General features: G+C 74.2%; 17 protein-coding genes. 7 read left to right on the forward strand and 10 right to left on the reverse strand.

The annotated features are described in order from the left end of the window. Positions 1-56: 56 nt before the first annotated feature. Positions 57-1,133 carry a sphingomyelin phosphodiesterase gene (locus ACFXDE_RS19745; protein WP_380495938.1) on the reverse strand — a complete coding sequence of 359 codons (1,077 nt, stop codon included), beginning with the start codon at positions 1,131-1,133 and terminating at the stop codon, positions 57-59. Between the two features lie 284 nt (positions 1,134-1,417). Here ACFXDE_RS19745 and ACFXDE_RS19750 point away from each other — a divergent pair, with 284 nt between their 5' ends. Further along, complete coding sequence (locus tag ACFXDE_RS19750; protein WP_380495939.1) at positions 1,418-2,137, forward strand: response regulator; 720 nt, start codon at positions 1,418-1,420, stop codon at positions 2,135-2,137. Next, the gene (locus tag ACFXDE_RS19755) at positions 2,130-3,164 is read left to right on the forward strand and encodes a sensor histidine kinase (protein WP_380495941.1); all 1,035 of its coding nucleotides are present in this window, start codon (positions 2,130-2,132) and stop codon (positions 3,162-3,164) included. Before ACFXDE_RS19750 ends, ACFXDE_RS19755 begins: the two co-directional genes overlap by 8 nt. Before the next feature lie 95 nt (positions 3,165-3,259). On the opposite strand, the gene ACFXDE_RS19760 is transcribed toward ACFXDE_RS19755, so the two are convergent. Both ACFXDE_RS19760 and ACFXDE_RS19765 read right to left on the reverse strand, forming a co-directional pair. Further along, the gene (locus ACFXDE_RS19760) at positions 3,260-5,365 is read right to left on the reverse strand and encodes a glycoside hydrolase (protein WP_380495943.1); all 2,106 of its coding nucleotides are present in this window, start codon (positions 5,363-5,365) and stop codon (positions 3,260-3,262) included. A 75-nt stretch (positions 5,366-5,440) separates the two neighbouring features. Next, positions 5,441-5,890, reverse strand: coding sequence for an esterase/lipase family protein (locus ACFXDE_RS19765; RefSeq protein WP_380495945.1), 450 nt, complete (start codon positions 5,888-5,890; stop codon positions 5,441-5,443). A 456-nt stretch (positions 5,891-6,346) separates the two neighbouring features. Here ACFXDE_RS19765 and ACFXDE_RS19770 point away from each other — a divergent pair, with 456 nt between their 5' ends. Then, positions 6,347-7,072, forward strand: coding sequence for a CPBP family intramembrane glutamic endopeptidase (locus tag ACFXDE_RS19770; protein ID WP_380495947.1), 726 nt, complete (start codon positions 6,347-6,349; stop codon positions 7,070-7,072). Positions 7,073-7,148: 76 nt separating this feature from the next. Here ACFXDE_RS19770 and ACFXDE_RS19775 read toward each other — a convergent pair whose 3' ends face one another. The 5 genes from ACFXDE_RS19775 to ACFXDE_RS19795 all read right to left on the reverse strand — a co-directional run bounded on the left by ACFXDE_RS19775 (position 7,149) and on the right by ACFXDE_RS19795 (position 10,296). After that, positions 7,149-7,643, reverse strand: a complete 495-nt coding sequence (locus ACFXDE_RS19775; RefSeq protein ID WP_380495949.1) for an ATP-binding protein — start codon at positions 7,641-7,643, stop codon at positions 7,149-7,151. 228 nt (positions 7,644-7,871) lie between these two features. Beyond that, entirely contained in the window at positions 7,872-8,885 is a 1,014-nt protein-coding gene (locus tag ACFXDE_RS19780; protein ID WP_380495951.1) for a GlxA family transcriptional regulator, read from the reverse strand. A gap of 75 nt (positions 8,886-8,960) precedes the next feature. Further along, complete coding sequence (locus ACFXDE_RS19785; protein ID WP_380495954.1) at positions 8,961-9,344, reverse strand: nuclear transport factor 2 family protein; 384 nt, start codon at positions 9,342-9,344, stop codon at positions 8,961-8,963. Between the two features lie 273 nt (positions 9,345-9,617). Then, positions 9,618-9,803, reverse strand: coding sequence for a YegP family protein (locus tag ACFXDE_RS19790; RefSeq protein WP_380446848.1), 186 nt, complete (start codon positions 9,801-9,803; stop codon positions 9,618-9,620). Positions 9,804-10,074: 271 nt separating this feature from the next. After that, complete coding sequence (locus ACFXDE_RS19795) at positions 10,075-10,296, reverse strand: dTMP kinase (RefSeq protein ID WP_380495956.1); 222 nt, start codon at positions 10,294-10,296, stop codon at positions 10,075-10,077. A gap of 183 nt (positions 10,297-10,479) precedes the next feature. On the opposite strand from ACFXDE_RS19795, the gene fxsT reads away from it, so the two are divergent. Next, positions 10,480-13,977 carry an FxSxx-COOH system tetratricopeptide repeat protein gene (gene fxsT, locus ACFXDE_RS19800; protein WP_380495958.1) on the forward strand — a complete coding sequence of 1,166 codons (3,498 nt, stop codon included), beginning with the start codon at positions 10,480-10,482 and terminating at the stop codon, positions 13,975-13,977. A 6-nt stretch (positions 13,978-13,983) separates the two neighbouring features. On the opposite strand, the gene ACFXDE_RS19805 is transcribed toward fxsT, so the two are convergent. Continuing rightward, on the reverse strand, positions 13,984-14,619 hold the full coding sequence (locus tag ACFXDE_RS19805) for a dihydrofolate reductase family protein (RefSeq protein ID WP_380446846.1): 636 nt from the start codon (positions 14,617-14,619) through the stop codon (positions 13,984-13,986). 290 nt (positions 14,620-14,909) lie between these two features. Here ACFXDE_RS19805 and ACFXDE_RS19810 point away from each other — a divergent pair, with 290 nt between their 5' ends. Further along, entirely contained in the window at positions 14,910-15,215 is a 306-nt protein-coding gene (locus ACFXDE_RS19810) for a hypothetical protein (protein ID WP_380446844.1), read from the forward strand. A gap of 87 nt (positions 15,216-15,302) precedes the next feature. Here ACFXDE_RS19810 and ACFXDE_RS19815 read toward each other — a convergent pair whose 3' ends face one another. Then, positions 15,303-15,914 carry a TetR/AcrR family transcriptional regulator gene (locus tag ACFXDE_RS19815; protein WP_380446842.1) on the reverse strand — a complete coding sequence of 204 codons (612 nt, stop codon included), beginning with the start codon at positions 15,912-15,914 and terminating at the stop codon, positions 15,303-15,305. 146 nt (positions 15,915-16,060) lie between these two features. On the opposite strand from ACFXDE_RS19815, the gene ACFXDE_RS19820 reads away from it, so the two are divergent. Together ACFXDE_RS19820 and ACFXDE_RS19825 are read left to right on the forward strand one after the other, a co-directional pair. Continuing rightward, a complete protein-coding gene (locus ACFXDE_RS19820) occupies positions 16,061-17,512 on the forward strand; it encodes an amidase (protein WP_380495960.1) in 1,452 nt (483 codons plus the stop codon). A gap of 154 nt (positions 17,513-17,666) precedes the next feature. Continuing rightward, positions 17,667-20,120, forward strand: coding sequence for a PKD domain-containing protein (locus ACFXDE_RS19825; RefSeq protein WP_380495962.1), 2,454 nt, complete (start codon positions 17,667-17,669; stop codon positions 20,118-20,120). Positions 20,121-20,169 lie beyond the last annotated feature (49 nt).

Genomic DNA, 20,169 nt, shown 5'->3' on the forward strand with positions numbered 1-20,169 from the left:
GGCTCCGCTGCGGAGCAGTCTGTTGACGAACCGTCGGCGATCTGAGCGGTGGCCGTTCAGCGGCCGACGGTCACGCGGGAGACGATCGGCTGGTGGTCGGAGGGGATCTCGGCCAGGGGGTCGCCGCCCTTGCGGAGCCCGTCGTAGCCGACGATCCGCTCCTCGGAGAAGGAGGGCTGGGCGCCCGTCCCCTTGATGTAGCCGATGTAGTCCAGCCGGTTGCGGTACTTGGCGTAGCCGTTGTCCTTGTCGTCGCGCAGCCCGGCGCGCGGGTTGTCGACCATGTCGTAGGTGTAGCCGGTGGTGCCCGGCGTCGCGAGGACCCCGCCGAGCGCCTCGTTCGCCTTCGCGACCTCACCGCTGACGCCCGCCCCGGGCGCGTGACCGTTCTTCGGGTCCGTGGTGTAGTACTCGACGTTGAAGTCGCCCGCGACCACGACGGGTGCGCCCCCGGCCTTGTTCGAGGCCCAGGCCCGCAGCTCCTTGAGCTGTTCGAGACGGACCTTGCGCGTGTTCCCGACCGGGCTGCTCCCCTCCTCGTCGGCCTGGAGGTGGGTCCCCGCGACCCACACCGACTGCCCGTTCACCGACAGGCGCGCGAGCGCCGCGCCCTTGTTGGACTTGTAGTCGGAGGTCTTGGAGTCGGAGTTCCGGTACACGAGCTGGTGGGACTCCAGGATCGGGTACTTGCTGAGGAGCGTCACGCCTCCGTTGACGACGAACGGCGAGTTGCTGCAATTCCCCTCGTAACTCGTCCACCGGCCGGAGCCGCTGCAGTATTCGCCGACCAGGCTCGTCTGGTACGGGTAGACCTCCTTCAGCTCCATGGTGCGCATCGCCTGGGCGTACTTGTTGAACGCCTCGTCCAGCACGACGACGTCGGCGTTCTCCCGCTTGATGACCGCGGCGGCGGCCTCGCGCCGCTCCGCGCGGCGGTCGCTGCCCGGGGTGCCGGCGAGCTCGGTGATGGAGGGCAGCTGCTCCACGTTGAACGCCATGACGCTCAGGGACGGGGCTGCGCTCTCCGCGGCCGTCGCCGTGCCCACGGTCAGCGGGGACAGCAGCGCCGCCGTCCCGGTGACCACGAGCGCCGCGCGGGGGAGGCGGGGGAGACGGGGAAGGTCGAGGGCCACGTGCTTCTCCAATTCGGTTCGGATCCGGTGTACTTGGTGGTCCCGCCGGTGACATCGGGGCGGGAGCCGGACACTGCGAGAATCCCAGCGCCCCGCCCGCGAGCACATCCGGGAAATGCCGCAGTGTTCTTGCGGATTTCCCGCAACGTGCAGGTTCCGCCCCGCCATGAGTTCGTGTCGCAACCTTCCGGCAACCGTTCGCGGGAATGGTTGACAGTGGTTGCCGCGTATCGGAGGGTGGAAGGCGTTCCGTCCCCGCGCAAAGGAGCCGGTATTCCCATGCGATGTCCACGAAAAGCCGGTTGATGACCGTCCCCGCGACCGCCCCCGTGACCGTCGTCCTGGTCGACGACCACCTGACCGTGCGAGCCGGCACCCGGGCGCTCCTGGAACCCGAGGGATTCGTCGTGGTCGGGGAGGCCGCGGCCGGACCCGAGGCGATCGACCTCGTGCGGACGCGCCGGCCCGACCTCCTCGTCCTGGACATGGTGCTGGCGTCCGGCCCGGTGCAGTCGGCCATTCCCGAACTGCGCGCGGCCGCCCCGAGGACGGGGATCCTCGTGCACAGCATGTACGAGGACGCGGCGCTCGTGCGCGGGGCCCTGGCCGCGGGGGCGTCGGGCTACCTGTCGAAGAGCACGTCCGTCCCCGAACTGCTCCTGGCCGCACGCACGGTGGCCGCCGGCGGCAGCTACGTCCAGCCCCCGCTCGGGGCGGACACGGCACATGTCCCGGTGTCCCCGCGGGCGTTGAGCCCGCGCGAGGGGCAGGTGCTGGCGCTGCTGGCCGACGGCTACACCAACCGCGAGGTCGCCGCACACCTGACGCTGAGCGTGCGCACGGTGGAGAGCCTGCGGGCCGGGCTGCGCAACCGGCTCGGCCTGGTCACCCGGGCCGACCTCGTCGCCCACGCCCGGCGCAGCGGCCTGCTCGACGGGCCGCCGGGGTCCCCCGGGTCCCCCGGGTCCCCCGGGTCCCCCGGGTCCCCCGGGGCCCGTGGGTAGCGGCCCCCGCGGGCGCCCGGCGATCCACCGGCCGCACGTCCTCGGCCCCGTGCGCAACCTGTGCCTGGCGCTGGCACTCCTCGGTGCGGTCGCCTACGCGGCGGACGCCCTCACGCAGGAACCGCTGCCCGTGCGGCCCGTCGCCGCCCTCGCCGTCGCCTCGGCCACCGGCGCCCTGGCGGCCATGGCCCGCGCGCTGCCGAGGGTCCGCGTGCTGCTGACCATGGTGGCCTGCGGGTTCGCCGCCCTGGCCGCCGGCCGGCTGTTCCACGCCGAGGCGGCGTACCCGGCGCTGGTCCTCCTGCCGGCGGCGGCGGTGTACGCGGTGCGGGCCTGGCCCGAGGCGAGGACACTGCTCGGCCAGGGCCGGGCCCGGGCCCTGATCGGCCGCCAGGAGCACTACGCGGGGCTCATCGCCGGGGAGCTCCACGACGAGGTGCTCCAGCTCCTGGCCCTCACCCGTCGCCAGCTCGACGCGGCCCTCGCCGAGGAGGACCCGCAGGCGCTGCGGCGCTCCGCCCGGACGGCCGTGGGCCGGCTCGACGAACTGGCCGCCGTGCTCCGCAGCATCGTCGCCACCCTCCACCCGGTGGCCCTGCGCGGACTGGGCCTGGCCGAGACGGTCCGCTCGCTGGCCGCGCGGGTGGCGGCCGAGAACGGCCTGATCGTGGACGTCGACGTCCAGGGCGAGCGGCTCGGGGCGGCGCCGGCGGCGGACGAGGAGGCGTGCCTGGCCGCCTACCGCGTCGTGCAGGAGGCCCTCGGCAACGTGGTCAAGCACGCGGACGCGGAACGGGTGCGGGTGTCCCTGGCGTACCGTCACCATCACGTCGTGCTGTCCGTCACCGACGACGGGCGCGGCCTCGCGCACACCTCCCCGACGCCCGGACCGGGGTACGGGGTGGAGGGGATGCGCTGGCGGTGCGAGGCGTACGGCGGGACGTTCTCCCTCACCTCCGACGGCGCCGGGTGCGGCACCACCGTGCGGGCCGCCATCCCGCTCCCGGGGGAACGCCGCGGCGCGTGAGCGCCGCGCCGTCCCCCCCGCCCTGCCGTCCCCCCCGCCCTGCCGGCCCCCCCGCCCTGCCCGTCCCCCCGTCCTGCCGTCCCCCCGTCCTGCCGTCAGGAGACGACGTCGGCCGGGCACAGCCGGCTGCCCGGCCGCCCGCGCAGGGCGGCGTCCACGCAGCCGCCCGGCAGGCCGTCGTGGGCCGTGGTGCCGAAGTTGGCGGTGACGGTCAGCGTGCCGTCGCCGAAGACGGTCCGCTGCACCAGGTGGTCCTCGGTCAGCCAGCGGAAGGAGGTCAGCGGCTCGGTGCCGGCCGCCTGGTGCAGCGGGGCGAAGTACTGCTGCAGGGCGGCCAGTTCGCGCAGGTTCTGCGCGTCGCGCGGGTCCTTGTCGCTGAGTACGAAGTTGAGCGGGGTGTTGGAGAGCATGGCCAGCAGCGCGCGCGTGGTCTTCTGCTCCGGCAGCTTCCCGAAGGGCAGCTCCCACCGTTCGGCGTTGACCAGCGAACCGTGCAGCGCCGTCTCGTACAGCGGCACCCGGTAGCGCGGGTCGTACATCGCCTTGAGGGCGGCGGCCACCCGGGCCTGGTGCTCGGGCTTGAAGTCCGCGGTGCGCACCGGCTTGAAGAAGGTGGCGGCGGCCCCTTCGGGCATGTAGCCGCCCCAGGCGCCGTCGTCCTTGGGGTCCTGCGGCCGGTTGTCGAAGTGCCCGGTCTCCATGGCCCACAGCCGTCCGTCCACCGGGGTCGCCGCGCCGTGGTCGAAGGCCAGTACCTGGTTGGCCCAGGCGCCGGCCGATTCCGAGCCGAGCACCAGCGGCCGCGCGGACGTGTCGTAGGAGCCGTCCGTCAGGCGCCGCATCCGGGCGAGGCGGTTGGCGCGGTCCTCGGCCATGGTCATCGCGTGGGCGGGGTCGTGGTCCCGGAAGAGCTCGCCCGCCGCATCCACGTCCAGGAAGTAGCTGCCGGCTCCGTTGGCGACCAGCGAGCGGGTGCGGGCGGCGAGGTAGTGGTGCTGCGGCTCGGCCTGCTCGAAGGCCTGGGAGCTCAGGTAGCAGCCCTTGTTGCGGAAGCCGGGCTGCGGCGTCCCGTCGGCCCTGACGACGCAGAAGCGGGGGTAGACGTCGTCCGGCCACACGGTGTTGGGGGAGGAGTCCTCGGTCTTCTGTTGGCCGTCGGCGAAGGAGTCGTACGGGCCGGCGAGGTAGCCGTCGGCCTCGGCGGCCCTGACGTCGGCGCCGGTCATCGGGGCGTCGTCCGAGTCGTAGCCGAGCCAGAGCCGGGAGACGCCGAGCGCCTTGAGCTTGTCGAGGTAGGCGGGCCGGCGGGCGCCGCCCCAGGCGTAGGCGTGGAAGGCGCCGAGCAGCTTCGCGGTCTGCGGGTTCTTCCGGATCTTCTCGGCCAGGCTGCCGAGTTGCCCGTGCTCGGCGAGCCAGTCGCGGTAGTCCGCGGCCGGGGCCACCGGGGAGCCGTCGGTGAGGGAGAGGGCCACGGTGTACGCGCTGGTGCCGTTCCCGGCGGCGAACCCGTGCTCGGCGGTGGCCCGCAGCCGCCCGTCCTGGGAGGCGAACGTCAGCGACGTGCCGATGTCGGTGGGGACGATGTAGCCGGCGCCGGCCCGGCCGGTGCGCAGCGTGTAGCCCCACACGGGCATGGACAGCTGGGAGTCCAGCTCCTGCGCCTCGCCGACGAGCGCGCCGTCGGGGGAGTTCCAGAACGGGTCGTCGACGGGCACGGACAGCCCCTCGCCGCGCGGGAACTGGATCGCGCCGGCGGCCGGATCGGCGGCGGTCACCGGCCAGCGCACCGAGGTGTCGGCGCCGGTGGCGGTGAGGGTGACCAGCAGCCGGCCGTGGTCGGCGCGCGCGTCGGCCCGCAGGCCCGCCTCCGGGTACGACCAGCCGGCGCCGTCCGCCGTCCTGGCCGGGGCACTCGCCCGGCCCAGCCCGGAGGCGGCGGCAGCGGAGAGCAGGACCGTCCGCCCGTCGCCGGTGCGGGCCTCGGTCCGCAGGGTGGCGGTGTCGATGGTGGCCGTGCCGCCGCGGACGGGCACGTCGACGCGCCCGCCGTGGATCCGCACCCGCTGGGCGGAGCCGTCGGTGACGGCGCTCGCCGCGGTTCCGGAGAGCAGCGCGGTGGCCACTGCCAGGACGAGGACGGAACGCGGGACGTGGCGGCGGGCGGGGCGCGCGAGGGGTGACGCATGAGTGCCTGTGTGCATGACACAGTGATACGGAGTTTTCCTAAGAGGTCTTTAAGAACCGCTGCCACTGGGTCCGCTGACGAACCACCACCGCTACGACGCCGGGATGTCCAGCGAGAACCGGCCGCTCCTCGTCGGTCCGGCACCCCAGTACGGGCCCTTCTGCCGGTACTCGACGGACAGCGAGTACGTCCCGCTCCCCGGCAGCCGCACCCAGTCGCCGTGGAACTCGCCGGCGCGTTCCACCGTGGTGTCGGAGACGCTTCCCGACGACACCACCGCGCCCTGGTACGTGACGGTGTGGGACTGCTCGGGAAGCGAGTCGTAGCCCCAGGCGAAGAGCTCGTCCTCGGTGTAGCCGGCGCTGCGGAAGTGCTTCTTCATGTCGTCGAACGTCGACGGGTTGCCGCTCCACCCGTGGACGAAGACGACCGGCCGGTGCCCGTCCGCGCGGGCGGCGGCCTGCGCCGGCGGGGGCTGGACCTGGGACAGCACCGCGGCGACCGCGCCCACGGCCACGATCGGGGCGAGGCGGCGTCGCACGGGACGGTGTCGCACGGGGTGGTGCCGCACCGGGCGGCCGGGCGGTGGGAACGTGCGGGAACGGGCCGGTGGCATGGGAATGTCCTCTCCTGGGGCCTGGCCCCGTCTTCCGACTGTCGTCTCTCGGTTCTCGGCTTTCGGGTTTCGGCTTTCGGTTTTGCGAGAACCGTCGAACCGATCGTCATCGGCGGACGAACGCGGGGCATCGGTGGAAACCCGCACGATTCCTGCGGCTTTCCCGCAGCCGATCGTGCTGCCGGGAACGGTGGCGGGTTCTTGCGGCCCGGTGGCATTTCTGCGCCTGGCTGCCTCCGGCGCGGCGGTGAAAACATGACGTCCACTCGGGAAATTCACCCTGCACCCAGCCGGAGAGCCGTGATGAATCGCTGTGCCAACGGAAACCCGGCACCCACGGGCCGGCCCGGACCGCGGTGGTCCGTCCAGGCCTGGAGCCTGGTGGGACTCGGCTACCTGGCCGCCTTCGGCGCCGCCACGGTGGCGGCCGTCTACACCCTGGCCGGGCGGGCGGACCGGCTTCCCGGCTGGTTCGTCGACGTCTACGACGGATTGGTCTACTCCGGAGTCCTCGTGGCGGCGGTCGCCTTCGTTGTCGGCCGTCGACGGCTCGGGCTGAGCCGGACCGAGCTGGGGCTTCCGCCCAGGAAGGAGGCGTTCTCCGCCCGCTCCCTGGGGGCCGTGGCCGCGGCGTACCTGGTGATGCGGATCGCCTTTGCCGTCCTCGCCCTCCTCCCGCAGCCGGAATCCGCGAAGGCGTCGGAGGTCCTGAACACCGGCATGAGCACGGGCAGGATCCTGCTCTGGTCCGCGACGGCCGGAGTCGTGGAGGAAGCCCTGCTGCTCGCCCTCCCGGTCGCCGTCATGACCCGCATGCGGTGGCCGTGGCCGGCCCAGTTGGCGGTCCTGGTCGCCCTGCGGTTCCCCTTCCACCTGTACTACGGCGTCCAGTTCCTGGCCCAGGCCGTGATCTGGGCGGGAGGCCTCCTGTTCGTCTACCGCCGGTACAGGGTCCTCTGGCCGTTCGCGCTGGCGCACTTCCTCTACGACACGATCAGCCAGTCCCTGTACGGGAGGGCGAACCCGCTCCTGGGAGCCGCGCTGCTGGTCCTCGGCGGGTTCTCGATGGTGTGCGTGGCCAGAGGCCGGTTCGGACGGACGACGTGAAGGCCGTCGCGCAGGAGCCGTCCCGGTGAAGCGGCCCGGAGGCGGGCGCACCCGCCTCCGGGGCCGTGACGGTGGATCAGCCGCCGCCGTGCACTCCGGGGCCGCCACCGGGCCCGGCCGCCTTGCGAGGGGGCACGGCCAGACGGCACCAGACGTGCTGGTGGCCGTCGTGGAGCCGGGCCGCCCCGCACTCCAGGCTGAGGGCGGCGACGATGCCGAGGCCGCGCCCCCGCTCCCGCAGCCCCTCGCCGGGGAGCCGGCGCCCGCCCGCGTGGAAGGGGTGGTCCCGGCCGAGGTCGTAGACGCCGACGATCAGGCTGCCCGGAGCGCGGGGCTCCGAAGGGAAGACGTCGAGGCACAGCGCGTCCAGGCGCCCGCCGTGTTCGGCGGAGTTGGCGGCCAGTTCCGCCACGACGAGCCCGGCACACGCGATGACCTCGCCGTCGCAGTCGTGGGCCGCGAGCCACGCGCACGCGAGGCGCCGGGCGTCGCGCGAGGGGGTGGTGCCGAAGGCGTGCCGGCCCCACGTGACGGCGTGTCGGCGCCGTGTCTCCCAGGAGCTCCAGGACATGGGATCCATTCCCTTCCCTTGACGGACGATCGGGACAACGCCAGTCTTTTCGACCGCACCCGATTCATCCAGGGGCAGATCTGCCAGGCGCCGGAAACATGCCGCCGAAAATATGGCGCCGATTTCCGGAGCGGCGGGATTTCGCGCAGCGGTGTCGTCAACGGGCCTGGCAGACAGGGGAGATGCCCTGAAAGGATGGCCCGTGACCGGGAAAGGAAATGCGGGAAGTCACCGGCCGCCACGGCGCCGGTCGCCGTCCGCGGCGGGGGAAGGGGAGGGCCCCGGTGCCGCCGGGCGGTCGGCGAAGGCCGCCCGGTAGTCCTTCGGGGTGACGCCCACGATCTTCCGGAAGTGGTGCCTGAGCAGGGCGCCGTCGCCCATGCCGGTCTCGTGGGCGATCTCCTCGATGTCCAGGGAGGTCTCCTCCAGCAGGTGCCGGGCGTGCAGGACCCGCTGCAGGGTCAGCCACTTGTGCGGGGTGGTGCCGATCTCCGTGCTGAAGCGGCGGGCGAGGGTCCGGGGCGACATGCGGGCCCGCTGCGCCAGTTCCGCCACGCTGTGCCGGGCACCGAGGTTCTCCCGCATCCAGCCGAGCAGGGGCTGGAGACTGGCGCCCGGGTCCTCGGGGACCGGCAGGTCGACGAACTGGCGCTGCCCGCCCTCCCGGTGGGGCGCCACCACCATCTTGCGGGCGATCGCGTTGGCCGCGGCGGAGCCGAGCTCCCGGCGCACCAGGTGGAGGCAGGCGTCGATGCCGGCGGCCGTGCCCGCGCTGGTCAGGACGGTGCCGTCGTCGACGAACAGGACGTCGCGGTCGACCCGCGCCAGGGGGAAGCGGCGCGCGAAGGCGTCGACGTAGCTCCAGTGGGTGGTGCAGCGACGGTGGTCGAGGAGACCCGCGGCACCCAGCACGAACGCCCCGCTGCACACCGAGAGCAGGGTGGCACCACGCCGGTGCGCGGCGCGCAGCGCGTCCAGGACGGCCGGCGGGTAGTCCTCGCGGATCGTGGCGGCGGGCACCGCCACCAGATCGGCGTCCCGCAACGCCTCCAGACCGTGCGACGGGATGACCCGGAACCCCGCACCGGTGGACAGCGGCGCGCCGGCGTTCTCGCCGCACACCCGGAAGTCGAACGGCGGCACGCCCTCCGGGGAGCGGTCGACGCCGAAGACCTCGCAGAGCACGCCGAACTCGAACGGGGCCACTCCGTCGACGAGCACGACGGCGACGGTGGTCAGCACGGCACCGGCCCGCCGCCGCGGGAGCGGGGCCCGCGCGCCGGCGGGTGCCGGCGGCGGGCCCGCGCGGGTGCCGTGCTACGCCGCACGGTGGTAGAGCTTGGCCGCGACGGTCCACCGCTCGCCCACCTTGAGCAGGTTCAGGTAGTCCTCCATGGTGTTCCCGAACAGGCGCAGCCGGACCTTGACCAGGGCCATCTCGGGCGACAGGACGTCGATGAGGAGGATCTCGTCGTGCCGCGGCGCACCGGCCTCGGCGGGCGACTGCCGCCCCTCCATGACCGCCCGGTACGCGGCGCGCGGGCGCACGACGACCTCGCCGTCCTGTGCCGAGTACAGGACCGAGTCCGGGTGGAAGACCCGTTCGAACAGGTCCATGTCCTGGGTGTAGAGGAGGTCGAAGTAGTCCTTCAGCAGGCCTTCGATCCCCGAGCTGTCAAACCTCGCCCTGAAGTCGTTCACGGTTTCCCTTTCGTCGAGGACCGGCCGCACGGAGCGCGCCAGGGGTCCGCCGGGCGATGTACACGAAGAGTCTTCGCCTTCCCGGCCTCCTCCACCAGGGACGACAGCACCGTTCGTCCACAAGATCCTGCCAACCCGGACGAGCCGTGCGGCCCGCCACCGCACACCGGGGGCCCGCCGCCGCACCGCACGTCGGGGGCACCGCACGTCGGGGGCACCGCACACCGGGGGCCCGCCGCCGTCCGGCAGCGGGCCCCACACGCGCGGGTGCCTTCACGCCGCCTTGGGCGCGACGATGTCCGCCTCGGCGGCGGCGCGCTTCACGGCCTCGCAGCCCTTCTGCGCACCCTGCCTGGTCGGGTAGGACTCGCCGACCGCGACGATCTCCCCGTTTCCCGCCTTGAGCCGGAACCTCCACTGGTGGGCCTTGTCCTCGTAGACCTCGAAGTGTGCGGCCATGCCGTCCTCCTGCCGGTGCTCGGGGCACTGCTCCTTCCAGCCTGCGAGCAGGCCGCCCGTTCGGCATCCCGGCTACGGACGGTGTGGCCGGCGGTGTCCGGGTGGCGGTATTTTGCGGGGGGAAGCGGCGTTCTCGTGACTCAGCGCTACCAGGGGTCGAAGAAGGCGTGGTGGAGTTCCGTCCCGTTGACGAAGCCGGCGGGCGGCTCGGCGAAGTCTCGGCGATTCCGCCGCGGCCGGAGGCACTCGTGTTCCCCTCCCGGGGCGGTGTTCACCGCTCGGCGCGGCTGGCGCTCAGCAGTGCGGAGGCCGCGTTCGCGTGGATGCGCAGCAGGTCGACGGTGCGGCGGGTGCCGTCCGGGAGGAAGGGCAGGACGGTGAGGGCGGGCACGGTGGCGAGCACCGTGATCACGAGCGCGGGGGAGAGGAGGGCGACCAGCAGCACCCGCTGCAGGTTGCCGATGCCGCGGGGGCTGAGGGGCAGGAAGGCCATGGCGAGTCTCCGCTCGTTGTTCGCGCCGGGGTGGTCCCGGCGGGACCAAGCTGGCACGCGCGCGGGTTCGCCGGGGTTGTTCGCCGCTCCGTCCCAGGTCAGGCCCGAACAACCCGGGTTGTTCGGCGGCAAGGGCGATAATGGCGGCAAGGCCGGGCGGCAACAGGCGAGTTGGGGGAGCGGGTGGCGGCGCAGGGCAACCGGGGCGGGCGGCCCCTGGGGGAGGTCCGGGCCGACACGCGCGAGGCGCAGGAGCTGGCCGAGTTCCTGCGTCACCTCCTGGAGAAGGCCGGGACGTCGCTGACCGGCCTCGCGGGGGTGGTCGGCTTGGCGCCGAGCACGGTCAGCACGTACCTGAGCGGCAAGGTGCCCGAGGAGGAGTTCGTCCTCAAGGTGGTGGCCGCCACGACCCGCGACCCGCACGACCGGATCCGGGCCCTGCGCCTGCTGAAGGCGGCCCGCGACCCCGTGTCCCGCCACACGCCGGCCCGCCGCGCGGGCGCCGGCGCGGACCCGGACGGGCACCGCTCCCACCTGGAGAGCCTCCACCGGCGGCTGATCCGCGCCGAGGACCAGCGCGAGGACCTCCAGCGGACGCTGGACAACACCACCAGGCTCGTCATGCTCCTGCTGGGCATCCTCCAGGCGCTCCAGCAGCGGGTGGGCGAACTGACGGTCGAACGCGACGCGCTGCTCGGCCACCGCGAGGAGATCGCGCGGCTGCTCGCGGCCCAGGAACAGCTCGCGCGGGCCCAGGCCCAGGAGCGCCGGACCGTCGGCGAACTGGTGCGGACGGAGGCCCTGCGCAGTGAGACGGAACGGCTGCTGCCCCAAGTGCTCGACCAGGTCGTCCGGTTGACCGAGCAGGTCGCGCTGCTGCAGGGCGGTGCGGCCGGGCCGGCACACCCGCTGCCGGCCCGGCAGGGCCCCGCGGGCGCCGCGGACCCCGCCGCGCTCGACATCGACCGGGCGCTGACGCGCGCGGGCGAGGTGTACGCGCAGGACGAGCGGACCGTCCGCCGCATCTCCGGCGAACTGGCCCACCCGGGCGACCCGTTGCCCGCGCTCGCCCCCGGCGGCCCGGGGAACGCCGGCCCGGGGGGCGCCGACGGGCGCATCGTCACCTTCTACTCCTACGAGGACGGCATCGGCCGCCCCGAGGCGCTGGCGAACTGCGCCTGGATCCTGGCCGCCAACGGCCACCGGGTGCTCGTGGCGGACCTCGGGTTCGAGGCGCCGAGCCTGGAGCGCCACTTCGGGCGCCTCCTGGCGCCGTCGGCGCTGGAGGGCGCCCGGGGCGTGCTCAGCCTGCTCCTCGACTTCCGCGACGAGCAGGTGCGCACGAGCGGCCGGCCCGGCCGGGAGTGGCTGGGCCGCAGCGTGCGCGGGGCCGTCCGCACCGTCGACCGCTCCGGGTTCGCCGCCGGCGGCCTGCTCGACGTGCTGCTCGTGGGCCGCAGGGAGCGCCAGGTCACCGAACTGACGCGCGGCACCCAGGCGTTCGCCGACGAGGAGTACTTCGGCGACCTGCGGGAGGAGCTGCGCCGGCAGTACGACTACGTGCTGGTCGACGGCTGCACCGGCTTGTCCACCATGGCCGACATCTGCACCGAGCTGCTGCCGGACGACCTGGTCGTCTGCTTCACCCTGAGCGGGCGCAGCATCGACGACGCGTCGCGGATCGCGCTGCGGATCGCCGGACGCCAGGGGGAGCGGGCCGTGCGGATCCTCCCGGTGGCGACGATGGTCGACGGCTCCCACGAGGGTGTCACCGAGATGGGCCGGGCCCTGGCCGCGGCGCGCTTCGCGGGCCTGCCCGCCACGGAGCCGGTGGAGACGGTCGAGATCCCGTACCGGCCGCTCCACGACGACGGGCGGCCGCTCGCCGCCGCACCGCACCCGGGCGCCCCCGCCGGCCTGCTCGCGGCCTACGAGCGCCTGACCGCCGCCGTCACCGGAGGCCGGGTCACCGGGCTCCCGCGCCCGGCTTCGCCGACGCAGCCGCACCACCGGCCGGCCCCCGCCGAGCCGGTCGACGTCCACCTCAGCTTCGTGCCCGAGGACCGGATGTGGGCGGAGTGGATCGTCCACGTGCTGGAGGCGGCGGGCTTCCGGGTCCTGCCGCGCGACGCCGGGCCGGGGATGGCGCGCCCGGTGGAGACGGTCGTGGTGGTCGTGCTCTCCCCGGCCTACCTGCGTTCGGACGCGGTGGGGGAGGCGTGGGAGTGGGCCGTCGTCGAGCACGCCTTCGGGGCCCGGCGCCGGCTGGTGCAGGTGCGGGTGGTCCCGGTGCCGCCGTCCGAGCGGCTCAACCGGTTCGACCTGGTGGACCTGGCCGACGCCGACGAGCCGCAGGCGGCGGCCCGGCTGCTCTCCGCCCTCGGCCGCCAGGAGCTCCCGGCCCCGGGTGCGGCGGGCGCGCCGCGCTTTCCCGGCCGCCGTCCGAAGATCTGGAACGTGCCGCCGCGCAACCGCCACTTCACCGGCCGCGCGGAGGAGTTGGGGCTCCTGCGCGAGCGCCTGCAACAGGGCGCCGTCACGGTGGTGGGGCCGGCGCCCCGCGCCCGGGACCGGTTCGGCGGGGTGGGCGCGACGCAGCTCGCACTGGAGTACGCGCACCGTTTCAGGGCCGACTACGACCTGGTCTGGTGGATCGACGCGGGCCAGTCGCAGGAGGTCCTGCCGCGGCTGGCGGAGCTGGCCGGGGTGCTGGGCCTGGCGGACGGCGCGGAGCTGCCGCGCGCCGCCGGCCTGGCGCTGGTGGAGCTGCAGTACGGGAGCGCCGGGACGGACGGGCGGTGGCTCGTGGTCCTCGACGACGCGCAGGACCCGGGCGAGGTCGTCCACCTCGTCCCCGGCGGCGGCGCGGGCCACGTCCTGGTCACCTCGCGCGACCCGCGCTGGGCCCGGGCGTTCACCCCGGGCGCCGTGGCACCGACCGCCGCGGTGACCCTGGACGCGTTCACCCGCGCCACCGGCACGGACCACCTGATGCGCCGCACGGAGGGCGCCCTCGCCCGAGCCGACGCCGAGGCGGTGGCCGCGGCCGTGGACGACCTGCCGCTCGCGGTGGACCTGGCCGGCGCCTGGCTCAAGGCCACCGGCACCCCGGCCGCCGACTACCTGGCCGCCCTGCGCGAACAGACGGCCCGGCTGCGGGAAGCCGGCGGCGGCCCGGCGGACCCGCTGCCCGTCGTGCGCGCCCACTGGCGGGTGGCCGCCGCCTACCTGCGGCCGCACGCCGCCTCGGCGGTCGAGCTGATGCGGCTGTGCGCCCACCTCGGCCCCGGACCGATCGCCGCCCACCTCGTCCCCCGCCGCCTGGCCTGGGTCCTCCCCTCGGTCGTGCGGTACGGCCTGGTCACCGCGGACGCGGCGGACGCCATCCGGGTGCACCGGATGGTCGGGGAGGCCGTCCGCGCCGAGATGACGGGGGAGGAGCGGGACACCGCCCGGTACGCGGTCCACCGCCTGCTCGTCGAGGCCCGCCTGGCCGTCGGAAGCGCCGAGAACCCGGCCAACTGGCCCTTCTACGAGACGATCTGGCCGCACCTGGCGCCCTCCCGCGCCCACGAGTCCCGGGACACGGACGTCCGTGTCCTGATGCTCGACCGCATCCGCTACCTCCGCCGCCGCGGCGCCGGCCACCAGGCCCAGCGCATCGCCGACCAACTGGGCTGAGGCCCGTCAGCCGCCGTTGCCCAGTCCGCGGTCGGGGGCGCTCATGTCGCCCGTCCGGGGGATCCCGTCGGCGATCCCGTAGCGCAGGAACACCGTGCCCGTGGGGCCGGCCACCGGCGGTTCGAGGAGCGTGACGTTGGTGGGCACCGCACCGGTGTCGAACACCTTCTTGCCGACGCCGAGCACGATCGGGTGCACCCACAGGTCGAGCCGGTCGAACAGCTTCTCCCGCAGGAGGGTCTGCACCAGGTCCAGGCTCCCGACGACCTTCACGTGCTCGTGCCGCTCGCGGATCCCGCGCACCGCGGCGACCAGGTCCGGGCCGAGCTGCGTGGAGCCGGCCCACGGGAGGTCGGGCTCGCCGCGGGAGGCCACGTACTTCGGCACGCTGTTGAAGAGCCCGGCGAACGGGCCGCCCTCCTGCTTCGGCCAGTACGCGGCGAAGATGTCGTAGGTGCGCCGCCCGAGCAGGAGGGCGTCCGTGCCCTCGTACGCGGCGGCGATCTGCGCGCCGGTGGTCTCGTTCAGCAGGGGCGCCTGCCAGCCGCCGAACGGGAATCCCTCGGGGTCCTCGTCGGGCCCGCCGGGCGCCTGCGCGACGAGGTCGAGGGTCGTGAACAGCTCGATGTGGATGAGGCCCATTGCCTTGCTCCCGATGAGTGGGTCGTGCCGGTCGGTCCGGTCGGGATGCAGACCCGCGGCCGCCGGGAAACTCATCGCTCCGACGGCAACCGGTACTCCGCGTCGCGGATCGCTCACGCCATGCAATCATGCGTCGGCCGCGGGCGGACGACTGTGCGGATCGGCACCGCGCGGAGCCCCCGACTGTGCGCTCGCGCACCGGACGCCCCCGGCGGCCGACCTAGATTCGACGGCGGTCCGCGGGGCAGGGCGCGGGCCGGCTGACGCAACGTCCGGCTGGAGGGGATTCGATGCTCAAGGTACGCGCACTGGCACTGGCGGCGGTCGCCGCGGGATCGCTCGCGCTCGGGACGGCCACCGCCGCACCGGCGTCGGCGACCACGACCGACGTCTGCCAGGAGTGGTGGGACGGCAACACCTACGGCGCCATGTGCCCCCGCTCCGACAGCCACATCGTCTTCCGGGCGATGGCGGTCTGTCAGAACGGCGAGAACGTGTACGGCCCCTGGAAGCCGACCGGCAGCGGCCTGTGGAGCTACGCCTACTGCACCAGCGTGAACTCCTCGCTCCTGGACTACTACCCCCAGTTCAAGTAGGCCCCGCCGCCGGGGTGCACGGGGCTGCCGGGACTCCCACGACGGAACCCCCGGCAGCCCCGTCGGCGTCTCCGGGCCGCCCGCCGCTCAGCTCGCCGGGCGGTCCAGGACGGCCCCGACGATCCGTACGAGCCGTTCGCCCGCGTGCTCGACGCTCCGGTTCTGGGCGCTCACCTGGGCCCCTTCGAGGGCGAAGGTGATCTCCGCGGCCGCCCCGTCCGGGTCGGGCAGCCCGGCCCGGACGCACAGGTCGGCGAGGCGGCGCAGCTGGCGGGCCTTGTGGGCCTCGATCAGCCGGCGCGCGGGGTGGGTGCGGTCGGGCAGTTCCGCGATGGAGTTGATGAACGGGCAGCCCCGGTGGGAGATCCCGGGGAGCCCGTCGGCGATGAACCGGGCGATCCCGAGGATCTGCGCCCGGGGGTCGTCGGGGTGGGCGGTCTCCAGCCGGTCGAACGCGGCGGTGTAGTCGGCCGCGACGATCCGCAGCCATTCCTCGGCCAGCGCGTCCTTGGTCGCGAAGTGGCGGTACAGCGCCATCTTGGTGGTCTCGGCCCGGTCGGCGATCGCCTGGACGCCGACCGCCCTGATCCCCTCGCGCGAGAAGAGCTCCTCCGCCGCGTCGAGGATCCGTTCCCGGGGCGGCAGCTTGGCCACCCGGCTCCGCCTGCTGACTCTCGCCGTGTCCGCCGTGTCCGCCATGTCACCCTCCGCCGGTCCGCCCGATGGGGCGTCGAGCCGCCTGGCCGCAATGCTACGGTACCGATCAGTCCCACACGATACCGATCGGTATCGTGCGAGACCTTTCGGTATCGTTTCCCCTGGCCGGATCTGGACGGACGAAGAAGATGAAGCTCTCCGAGTACGCGGACCACGACGGCGTCGCCCTGGCCGCCCTGGTGGCCCGCGGTGACGTGACCGCCGCCGAACTCGCCGCGACCGCCCGACTGGCGTGCGAGGCGGTGAATCCGCGGATCAACGCCGTCGTCGAGACCTGGCCCGCCGAGGACGCGCCGGCGCCGGGCAGCACGCCGCTGGCGGGGGTGCCCTTCCTGGTCAAGGACCTCGCCGTCGCGATGGCGGGCAAGCGGGTGGAACTGGGCAGCCGCCTCGCCGCCGGCAACGTCGCCGCGGCCGACTCCTCGCTCATGGCCCGCTTCCGCCGAGCCGGACTGGTGACGCTCGGGCGCACGGCGACCCCGGAGTTCGCCTACAGCACCACCACGGAAGGCGTCCTGTACGGCGCCACCCGCAACCCCTGGGACCCGGACCGCAGCCCCGGAGGCTCCAGCGGCGGCTCGGCGGCCGCCGTCGCCGCGGGCATCGTCCCCCTCGCGCACGCCACCGACGCGGCCGGCTCCATCCGCGTCCCCGCCGCCGCCAACGGCCTGTTCGGGCTGAAGCCCACCCGCGGCCGGATCTCCATGGGCCCCGACGCGGACGAGGTCTTCAACGGGCTCGCCGTCCACGGCGCCCTCAGCCGCTCGGTCCGCGACAGCGCCGCCCTGCTCGACCTCGTCCACGGCCCCGAGGCCGGCGACCCCTACACGGCCCCGCGCCCCGAGCGGCCCTACGCACAGGAGGTCACCCGCCCCCCGGGCAGCCTCAGGATCGGCCTCCTCACGCAGCCCTGGGGCGGCCGCACTGTCGATGGCACCATCATCGACGCCACCCTGCGCTCCGCACGGCTCGCCGAGTCCCTGGGCCACCGGGTGGAGGAGGTCCGGGTCGATCTCGGCACCGGCTGGGAGGAGTTCGTCCTGGCCAACGCCCGCCTGTGGAGCGCCAACCTGGCGACCTGGATCGACGGCCTCGCCGCAGCCTCGGGCCGGCCCGTCGACCCCACCACCGTCGAACCCGAGATGCTCGCGAGCCACGCCTACGGGCGGGAGGTCAGCGGCACCGAGTTCGTCCACGCGCTCGCGATGCGCAACACCGTCGCCCGCGCGATCGGCCGCTACTTCGCCGAGTACGACCTGCTGCTCACCCCGACCCTGCCCGAACCGCCCGTCCCCCTGGGCACGTACGCCGAGGGCGCGGAGGGCGCCGACGGCCCCGGCTGGCTCCGGCAGGTCTTCCACCGCTCGCCCTTCACCGCCGTGTTCAACGTCGCCGGCACCCCCGCCATGTCCGTGCCCCTGCAGACCGACCCCGCCACCGGCCTGCCCATCGGCATCCAGTTCGCCGCGGGCCACGGGCGCGAGGACGTCCTCTTCCGCCTCGCCGGACAGCTCGAACAGGCCGCCCCCTGGGCCGGCCGGACCCCCACCGTCTGGGCGGGCGACCACCACGGGGCCTGACCCACCGGCCCGCCCCGCCACGACCGGGATACCCGCGTGACGGCCGCATGATCATCGGCGATACTCTTCGCCGGACGATCGGGGGCACGAACCATCACGGGCGCTCCCCGAATCCTGCACATCCGGCGTCACTTCGCCTCAAGGGGGACCATCCGTGACCATTCGTCATCGCGTCGGCCTGGCCGCCGCGGTTGCCGGCTCGGCGATAGCCGGGGCGCTTCTCCCCTCGGTCGCCCACGCGGCCGACCAGAGCGTGCTCCACGTCGACAACGCCTACGGGTCGGCCTGTTCGGACGCCGGGAGCGGGGCGCAGGACCGGCCGTTCTGCACCGTCCAGGCCGCCGTGGACGCGGCGCAGCCGGGCCAGACGGTCCAGGTCGCGACGGGCGGCTCCTACCGTGAATCGGTCACCGTCAGGCACTCCGGGCTCCCCGGCAGGCCGATCGTCATCAAGGCCGACATCCCCTACGGCATGCCCCAGACGATCCTCGGCATCCGTTCCTGGGACGCGGGTTCGAAGCCGGCCGCGCACGCCCTCGTGTTCTCCGGCGTGCACGACGTCACGGTGTCGGGCTTCCAGTTCGAGGCACCGCAGGAGGGCGTGCTCGTCCAGGACGCCGACCGGATCGTGGTGAACCGGAACACCGTCCTCGCCGGCGACCCCGTGTTCAACGGCGTCCCGTCCTCCTACCCGGACCCGGCGCCCGCCGTCCGCATCACCGGGAAGACCACCGCCACCACGGTGAGCCGCACGAGGGTCCAGGGTCAGGGGACGGTCGGCATCGCCGTGGACGCCGGGGTCTCCGGGACGGTCATCACCACCGACCTGGTGGTGGAGGGCCGCACGGGCGGCGTCGTGGCCACCGACGCCCCGGGCACCGTCGTGGCGAGCAACACCTTCGCCGGGAACTGCGGGAACGACGTCCTGCTCGCCGGGAGCTCCTCGGGGGCCGCGGTGACGAACAACGTGATCACCAAGCTCCCCGCGGGCTCCTGCACCGACGAGGCCCTCAAGTCCGCCGCCGGCCTGTCGGTCTCGGCCGGTTCCGTCCCCGGGACCAAGGCCGACTACAACAGCGTCGTGCACGCGGCCGGCGGCGCCGGCTACCTCTGGGGCGGCACCCCGTACACCGCCGCCTCCGACTTCAGGGCCACCGGTCAGGGCGCCCACGACAACGAGGCCGACCCGAAGTTCGGGTTCTACAGCAGCGACTACGCGCCCCGGGCCGTCGAGGGCCTGACGGACGCGGCCGACGCCACCGCGCCGGGGATGCTGGACACCGACTTCTACGACCACCCGCGCGCGGACCACCCGGCGATCGCCAACACCGGTACCGGGCCCGGCTACTACGACCGCGGCGCGGTCGAGCTCCAGGACGACACCTCCGTGCAGCTGTCGGCGATCCCCTACGCCACGGCGGGCCACCCGCTGAACGCCCGGATCCAGACCTTCTACCGGACCGGCTGGGCGCCGGCCGGTGCCAAGCTCGACTTCGGCGACGGCAGCACCCCGGTGGACGTGAACCCGGGCAGCGGCCTGGAGCTCGACCACGACTACCCGGCGCCCGGCACCTACACGGCGACGCTCACCGCGACCAGCCGGACCGGCCTGGTCTTCACCGGCATCGCCAGGTTCACGTTCGCCCCGGTGGGCGCCCTCCGGCTCAACCCCCAGGTGAGCGTCGCCGACCAGGCCACCGCCCGGGTCGCCTTCCACGACGCCACCTCCAGCCCGTGGCCGGTCGCCCGCTACGCCGTGGACTTCGGCGACGGCACCGCCCCCGTCGTCACCGACGGCCGGACCTCCCCGGACGGCCTGACGCACGACTACGGCGTCGGCGGCTACTACACCGTCACCGAGACCGTCACCGACGACCACGGCCGCCAGGCCACGGCGTCCGTGCAGGCCTCCGTCCCGGGCCCGCAGGCCGGGACGCCCTTCACCGGCTACCTCGGCGGCCCGGCCACGCAGGTCGGCCTCTTCGACAACGGCCGCTGGAACATCGACTACGGCAAGACGACCGGCCACGTGAACGAGCGCCGGGCCTTCGGCGAGCCCGGCGACGTCCCGGTGGTCGGCGCCTGGGAGAACACCTGCCAGTGCCAGCTGGGCATCTACCGCCCGAGCACCGCCACGTTCGGCCTGCAGCTGCGGGACGGGTCCGTCACCGCCGTCCGGTTCGGCGAGCCCGGCGACGTCCCGGTGGCCGGCGCCTGGGACCACAACGGCCACGACCAGCTCGCCGTCTACCGCCCGGCCACCGGCACCCTGGCCGTGCGCCACGACGACACCAGCGTGACGACCCTGCAGTTCGGCGGGCCGGGCGACGTCCCGGTGGCCGGCGACTGGGACGGCGTGCACCACGCCCAGTTCGGCCTCTTCCGTCCGGGCCGCAGCGCCGGCGAGCCGAACACCTTCCTCCTGCGCCACGACGACGGCAGCGTCTCCACCGCCTCCTACGGCGTCGCCGGCGACCTGCCGGTGGTCGGGGACTGGCAGGCCGCCGGGCGCACGACGTTCGGGATCTTCCGTCCGGGCAGCCACGTGTTCGCCCTGAGCAACGCCTACGTCGGCCGGGGCGACACGGTGTTCACGCTCTACGTCTGACGTCCGGGGATACGGCGGCCGGGGGCCGCGGCACGCAGGAGCCGTGCCG

Origin of the sequence: Kitasatospora sp. NPDC059408 (assembly GCF_042751525.1) — a bacterium.
Taxonomy (GTDB): Bacteria; Actinomycetota; Actinomycetes; order Streptomycetales; family Streptomycetaceae; genus Kitasatospora.